Annotated in this window: 6 protein-coding genes and 1 pseudogene; 2 read left to right on the top strand and 5 right to left on the bottom strand. The window is 69.0% G+C overall.

Annotated elements, in window-relative coordinates; genetic code table 11:
• Window positions 1-552 precede the first annotated feature (552 nt).
• On the top strand, window positions 553-1,023 hold the full coding sequence (locus Psi01_RS42605) for a hypothetical protein (RefSeq protein WP_204069907.1): 471 nt from the start codon (window positions 553-555) through the stop codon (window positions 1,021-1,023).
• Between the two features lie 565 nt (window positions 1,024-1,588).
• Here the strand turns inward: Psi01_RS42605 and Psi01_RS42600 are convergent.
• The 4 genes from Psi01_RS42600 to tnpA all read right to left on the bottom strand — a co-directional run bounded on the left by Psi01_RS42600 (window position 1,589) and on the right by tnpA (window position 4,371).
• Complete coding sequence (locus Psi01_RS42600; protein WP_204069906.1) at window positions 1,589-2,062, bottom strand: hypothetical protein; 474 nt, start codon at window positions 2,060-2,062, stop codon at window positions 1,589-1,591.
• 123 nt (window positions 2,063-2,185) lie between these two features.
• Window positions 2,186-2,647, bottom strand: coding sequence for a hypothetical protein (locus Psi01_RS42595; protein ID WP_204069905.1), 462 nt, complete (start codon window positions 2,645-2,647; stop codon window positions 2,186-2,188).
• 29 nt (window positions 2,648-2,676) lie between these two features.
• Window positions 2,677-3,966, bottom strand: coding sequence for an RNA-guided endonuclease InsQ/TnpB family protein (locus tag Psi01_RS42590; protein ID WP_204069904.1), 1,290 nt, complete (start codon window positions 3,964-3,966; stop codon window positions 2,677-2,679).
• A 6-nt stretch (window positions 3,967-3,972) separates the two neighbouring features.
• Window positions 3,973-4,371 (bottom strand): IS200/IS605 family transposase, encoded by a 399-nt coding sequence (tnpA, locus tag Psi01_RS42585; protein WP_204069903.1) that lies wholly within the window; start codon window positions 4,369-4,371, stop codon window positions 3,973-3,975.
• Between the two features lie 142 nt (window positions 4,372-4,513).
• Here tnpA and Psi01_RS42580 point away from each other — a divergent pair.
• Window positions 4,514-5,821, top strand: a pseudogene (locus Psi01_RS42580) (IS701 family transposase).
• A gap of 628 nt (window positions 5,822-6,449) precedes the next feature.
• Here the strand turns inward: Psi01_RS42580 and Psi01_RS44370 are convergent.
• A complete protein-coding gene (locus tag Psi01_RS44370; RefSeq protein WP_275424666.1) occupies window positions 6,450-6,584 on the bottom strand; it encodes a hypothetical protein in 135 nt (44 codons plus the stop codon).
• Between the last annotated feature and the right edge of the window lie 43 nt (window positions 6,585-6,627).

Here is a 6,627-nt window from a genome sequence, read left to right as displayed (position 1 = left end):
GGCCGAACGGGACCGCTCCATCGAGGTGCGCCGGCAGACTGCCGCCTGGAGGCGGACACGGTGACCCCGTGACGACCCTGCCCCTGACCCTAATGATCCTCCGCCGCCGTGGCTGCACCAATACGTGGCGGCCGCCCTACGGGCAGCCCTGAAACAGCGGCGCAACGAGGTCTCCGAGCTGAAGCGCATATTCGCAGCCCCCTTGAGAAACCACTCCGGAAGTAACCCAGCGGGCACCCCCGCGCGTCCGCGCCAGGGGCCGTTCCTCACCCACGTGCCGCGTGAGGTGTCCGGCTAGGCCGCCCCTGCCCAGGGGCCGGGAAGAGTGTCCCTCCGGCTGCACCAGCCGATCACAGGTGGTTTCCAAGCGCCGGGGTGCAAGGTGGCGCCGTGACCCGCACGAGGAAGACCCCTGCACGCCGCCGTCCGCACGCCGCAGCCAGCCGATCGCCGAGGAAGGCCACGGCCCGCACACCGGCACCGGCGCAGGTTGCACCGGCGGAGCCGCTCAGCCGCGGGAGGAGAATCGCGCTGAGGCTGTCCACGATCACCGTGACGATCCTGTTCGTGGTGCTGGTGGTCACCATGGTCGGATCCATCACATCGGAGTGGAGAGTGGCTTTCGGTTACGAGGGCACGCCCGGCACCGCGACCGTCGTGTCGTGCCAGCCCATCGTCAAAGGGCCCAGCGGGAAACGCAGAACGTATTACGACTGCAAAGCGCACTTCGTGTTCGACGACCCGTCGAAGCAGCCGATCACCATCGGCACGGTCCCCGAAGCGGAGGTGGGCGACGTCTTCCCTGCCGCGCTGACGCCCGACGGAGACCGGGTGCTGCCCACCGGGGAAGCCGGCCGGTGGAAGGCGGCCATCGTGCCGCTCGGTATCGCCTGCGGACTGGCGGCCATGGTGCTCTTCGGTGCTTTCATAACACGCTCCAAGAAAGTGATCATCTGGGCGTGTGTGGTGGTGATGCCCTTCCCTGTTGCGCTGGCCGTCGCGGTCATGCGTGGGGAGATTTGACCGGCGGCACCGCCCGGCCTGGTCGTCGTGGCCAGGCTTGTCGATTGCCACGAATCTTCCCTCTCAGGACATCGACTCACCGGCTCCCGGCGGCCGTGGAGCCTCGGGGTGAGGGATCCTCTTCTGCAGCGGAGGGGCCTGTATCCGGCACAGGGCTGCCGCCACCTCGGCCCTGTCCGGCGGCCCAATCACCAAAAGGTAGGGGAGCGGCGTCGTGATCATCATGGTCGGTGGCGCCGTAGAGGCCGAACGGGCCCGCCTGTCCCGGGCGGGTCGCGCCCAAGGTGGGCGCGCCTTTACGACGGTGGGTATGAGTGAGCATGGGACTCCCCGCAGGCGTGGCCGACCTTGATCGGGAGTATCTGTGCCCGGGCGCCGCCCTGATAGACATGGCGCGATAGCCGAGCCCAGCTGGGAGTAGCGCGAAGGCAGGTGCCGGATGCACGCCTCCGGCCCGCGCTTGCGGAGTCTGCGGCCGCCTTCCTCGCTGGGTAGGGCGGTGGCGGCAGGCTCCGCCGCCAGCCTCACCCACCCTTGCGCACGACGGCCCGGGACGGCCGGGCGATCACTGCTGCCCGTCGCGAACGCGCGGCACGCGTGCGTAGTCCTGGCCGGGCAGCGGGGTGATCTCGGCGGCGGCCACCTGTAGGTCGACCAGAGCCGCGCGGCGCCGGCCGTCGCGCTCGCCCAGGTTCAGCCGGGCCAGGTGCGCCCACCAGGAGCCGCCGTTCGATGCGGCCTGGCGCCAGCCGCGCAGCAGCACCACCTGGCCGGCGTAGGCCACCAGCGGCGGCAGCGCCAGCAGCGCGCCCGGGCGGCGGGGCAGAAAGTCGTAGTCCTGGCCGTCGAGCTCGACCAGATCGCTGTCGGGCAGGCGCTCCTCGATGACGGACGGCGCGGCGGTGATCGGTTCACCCGGCAGGATCCAGCAGATGTGCGCCCACGGCTGGCCCTCGACCAGCTCCCGGCCGCGCAGGAACACCGGCCGGGCGCCGTGCCACGCCAATAGCGGCACCGGGAGCAGGACAGAGGTGGCCATGCCGCTGACCCTATCGTTTTCCCGAGCACACGTTCGATATCGCAGGGTGTGTCCGCATCAGTGCCTCCGTGGTGCCTTGAGCGGCGATCCTGCGGCCGTGCCCAGCAGCCGGCCAAAGGCGCCTTAGATCACGTCGGGCACCTGGTAGTCGGCGTGCGCGCCCAGGCGCTGGCCGGGCCGCAGACCGGCCAGGAAGTAGGCCACGCAGGTGGCGCCGCTGTGGCAGCGCACGCTGATGCCGTAGCGGTGGGCCTGGCCCGTGGTCGCGGTGATGGTGGCGATCTCGGTGTTGCCGGCGTTGGTCAGCGTGGCGATCAGCCAGGCCTGCACATCGGCCAGCCGGATGCGCTCGCCGTCAGCGACCAGCGGCACGGGCGGCAGCGGGTCGGGGGCCGGGCCTTCGACGATCTGCTCGGCCGCGGCGCGGCCACCGGAGGGGGCGGTGCCCACCATCTGCACCAGCAGCTGCGCGCCGCTGGCGAACTCGATGTGCGCGCCGACGGGCTTGTCGGTGATGCCGGCGGCGGCGAACGACTCCACGCTCGTGATCACCTCGGCCGGGTGGGCCCGGATCGCATCGATCACGAACTGCTGGATTGAAGCGCTCCCCACGGCTAAAGCCGGGGGATTCCAGCCAGCTCGGGCTCCGTCTGCGCGGTGGCCTGAGCTGCTGTTGCTTGGCGGTTCGCCTTCCGGCCCACGCGGTTGCGTGGTGTGCGCGCCCCAGCTCGCACACCCGGTCTGGGTTGCGCGAACTCCGCCCTCCCGGCGGTGAGGATGTTACCGGCGGCGTGCACGTCGGCGTGCTCGCGATGTCCGCAGGAGGTGCACCGGAAGACCGCTTGGCTCTCGCGGGACTTCGGGTCCACCACGCTGCACACGCGGCACGTGATGCTCGTGTACGCCGGGTTGACGGTGATGACGTGACTGCCGGTGTAGCGGGCCTTGCTGCGGACGGCCAGCTCAATCCGATGCCAGCCCTTGTCCACGATGGCCTTGTTCAGGCCGGACTTAGCCGCCGCCCCGTTGGGCAGGTAGCCGCCCGGCTGGTCGGGGTCCGGCTTGGGCTTGGCGGTGGCGGTCAGGTTGCGGGTGGCGAGCTTCTCGAAAACGATCAGCTCGAAGCCGGTGGCCAGCACACACGCGGTCTTGGCGGCGAAGTCCGCCCGGCGTCGCCGGACCTTGGCCAACGCCCGGCCCAACGTGGCGACGGCCTTCTTGCGGCGGGCCGAGCCCTTGCGGGTGCGGGCCAGGCGCCGCTGCAGGACAGCGGCGTGCTCGACTTCCCGCTCAGTGGCGAACACCTGATGGTGGAACACCCCGTCCGAGCGGGTGACGATCTTGGCCACGCCCCGGTCGATCCCGACCTCGCTGCCGGGATGGCTGTGCCGCTCGGGCGGGGTGCTGTCGTCTTCGACGAGGAAGCTGATGTGCCAGTGCGCGCCGTCGCGGCTGACAGTGGCGTTCTTCACCGTCCCGCCCAGGGGCCGGGTCATCCGAAACCGCACCCAGCCGAGTTTGGGCAGTTTGGCCCGCGCCCAGCGCCGGTTAAGCCGCTCCACAGCGATTTTGCCGCCTTCGGGGAACCGGAACGACGGCGCGGTGCGTGCCCGCGACTTCCACCGGACTTTCCACACCCCGTGCCGCGAGCAGGCTTGGTCCAGGTCAATGAGGCTCTGCTGGAGGCAGTGGCCGGGCACCTCGGCCAGCCAGCCGAACTCCGCCTTGGCCGCCACCAACTGGCGGGCCTGCTCGTGGTAGCCGATCCACCCCTGCCGGCTGCGGTAGCTACGGCGCTGTTCCAGGGCCGTGTTCCACACGCTGCGACACGCGCCACCGATTCGTTCGGCAAAGATGACCTGCCCGGCGGTGAGGTCCAGGCGGTACTTACGTCCGCTCAGCATGGCCGCTCACCGGTTCTTCTGGTTCTCGACATACCGCTTGACCACGTCCACTGGCGCACCGCCGACGGTGGCGACGAAGTAGGAGTTGGTCCACAGGGTCGGCAGTTTCGAGGTCAAGCTGGGGAACTCCTGTCGCAGCACCCGCGAGGAGCGGCCCTTGATGGCTTTGACCAGACGGTGGATGCCGTACTGGGGGTCCACCTCGACCAGCAGGTGGACATGGTCGGGCATGACCTCCAGCTCGATCAGCCACGCCTGCTTGTCGGTGATCACCTCGCGGATCAGTTCCTTCAGCCGCGCCTCGATCTGCCCGCCGAGAACTCGCCGCCGGTACTTGGGGCACCACACGACGTGGAACGCGCACTGGAACGCGATGTTGCTGTTCGTGCGGAGGGTCACGGCCACAACGATCATTATGCAGCTTTCCGCTGTCTACCGCTCAAAGATTCGATTGAAGGGCTCACCCCCATGGCTGAAGCCAGGGGTCCGCGCCCTAGTACTCCAGCATCACTTTGTGATCTCTGGTGTGTAGCGTGCCGCTCTTGTGATGGATCATGATGTGGCGGCCTGGATGGCGGGGTTGGATGACCTGTTCGCGCGGGTAGCCGGCCGGTTCGGACGGCCAGTGTCGCTGTGAGCCGCGGCGGCGGGCGCGAGCCTATGTGCGGGGGCTGCTGGCGCCGATTGCGGGCAAGAACGGCTGGACGCTGGCCGAGGCGGCCGGCGAGGCCAGCCCGTTGGGGATGCAGCGGCTGCTGAATGCGGCCCGGTGGGACGCTGATGCGGTACGCGATGACCTGCGCAGCTATGTGATCGAGCACCTGGGTGCACGTGATGGCGTGCTGATTGTGGATGAGACCGGGTTCCTCAAGAAGGGCGACAAGTCCGCCGGGGTGCAGCGTCAGTACTCCGGCACGGCCGGCCGGATCGAGAACTGCCAGCTGGGGGTGTTTTTGGGCTATGCCACCAGCGCCGGGCGCACCTTCCTCGATCGGGAGCGGTATCTGCCCAAGTCGTGGATCGGGGACCGGGACCGGTGCGCCGCGGCGGGCATCGGTCCCGGGGTGGAGTTCGCCACCAAGCAGGTGCTGGCGCGCCGGATGCTGAGGCGGGCGATCGAGGCCGGCGTGCCGGCCTCATGGGTGAGTGCCGATGAGGTCTACGGTCAGGACTACAAGTTCCGGGTCTTTTTGGAGCAGTACCGCATCGGCTATGTGGTGGTGGTGCCACGTAGTCAGGCGATCAGCGGCGGCTTGGGGCCGCGAGCGCGCGCCGACAGCCTGGTGGCCCAGGTGCCCGCATCCGCCTGGCGGCGCCTGTCGGCCGGCCAGGGCGCCAAGGGGCCGCGGTTATATGACTGGGCGATGGCCACATTGCCGATCATCCGCGACCCCTAGGAGGGCTATGCGCGGTGGATCCTCCTTCGCCGCAGCATCGCCCGGCCTGAACAGGTGGCCTTCTATCTGGGCTTTGGGCCGGTCGACACCACGATCGACGAGCTGGTGAAGGTCGCCGGGAGCCGCTGGGCGATTGAGGAGTGCTTCCAAAGCGCCAAGACCGAGGTGGGGTTGGATCAGTATCAGGTGCGCCGCTATGAGGCCTGGTATCGGCACATCACCTTGGCGATGCTCGCCCACGCCTACCTGGCCGTGACCGCGGCAAACAGCCGGTCGAAACGGATCGGGACGGCCTTGTCCGCCTCTCGATGGGAGAGGTCCGGCGTCTGCTGGCATACATGATCACACGCCCACCCGGCCTTGATCAAATCCGTGGATGGTCGTACTGGCGCCGCCGCCATCAACACACCGCCAAGATCAGCCACTACCGCCGAAGACAACCAGAGATCACAAAGTGATGCTGGAGTACTAGATCGCCGATCGCGCGATCTGCATAGATGGATCCCTCGGATGGTGATTGTCGATGGTGCGGGCAGCAGTCTGCCACCGGCGATGATGGCGGCAGATAATGGTGGCAGGGGCCGGGGCAGACCGGACATCGGCACCCTTTACCCGAATGTCAGCAGCCCATCACCTCCGGCCCCGGTGAAACCCGGTGGCCGGCAGGCGATGGTGACGCGGGCCGCTCATGTGATCGAATCCGGTGCATGCACATCGATGCGAGCATCATCGCGACGACCGGCGGCATGGCCGCCCACACCAGTGGGATGACCGCCACGACGGGCGGCATGCGACACATCGGCGGCAGGTGATCCCTGCGGTGCGCCGCCCCCCGGGTGCGGTGCGGCCCTGGTGCGGCCGGAGGCGCTCGGGCCACCAGGTGGTGGCCGGGCGGCGGCCACCGCCCGGCTGCAACCGGCGAGATCCCCCGGGGGTGAGCCGGTGGGTGGTCTGCTCAGCCGGAGGCCCCGGCCGCATCAGCGGCCTCGCCCGGCACCAGCTGCACCCGGATGGCGGTGCCGTAGGTGCGGGCGGCCTCGAACAAGGTGGTGAGCACGCGGCTGAGGTGGTCGGGATGAGCTCCGCTCAGGCGCACGTGCCAGGCGCTGGTGGGGGATCCCAGTCCATCATCGGCCGCAGCGTCGTCACCTGGCGCTCGAACTGCTCTGCGGGCAGGTCGCGGTTGGAGTGCGCCGTTACCAGGACGTCGAAGGTCTCCATAGGAGCTGTTGTACGACGCCTCTACCGGCATGCGCATCCCTCG

Origin of the sequence: Paraplanobispora siamensis, assembly GCF_016863175.1 — a bacterium.
Taxonomy (GTDB): Bacteria; Actinomycetota; Actinomycetes; order Streptosporangiales; family Streptosporangiaceae; genus Planobispora; species Planobispora siamensis.
This window is presented reverse-complemented; position numbering and strand designations above follow the sequence as displayed.

Bases quoted from the DNA above. Each gene is read 5' to 3' on its own strand.
- Psi01_RS42600 (WP_204069906.1), bottom strand. From the start codon at position 2,062: ATGGCCACCTCTGTCCTGCTCCCGGTGCCGCTATTGGCGTGGCACGGC.
- Psi01_RS42590 (WP_204069904.1), bottom strand. From the start codon at position 3,966: ATGCTGAGCGGACGTAAGTACCGCCTGGACCTCACCGCCGGGCAGGTC.
- Psi01_RS44370 (WP_275424666.1), bottom strand. From the start codon at position 6,584: ATGGAGACCTTCGACGTCCTGGTAACGGCGCACTCCAACCGCGACCTG.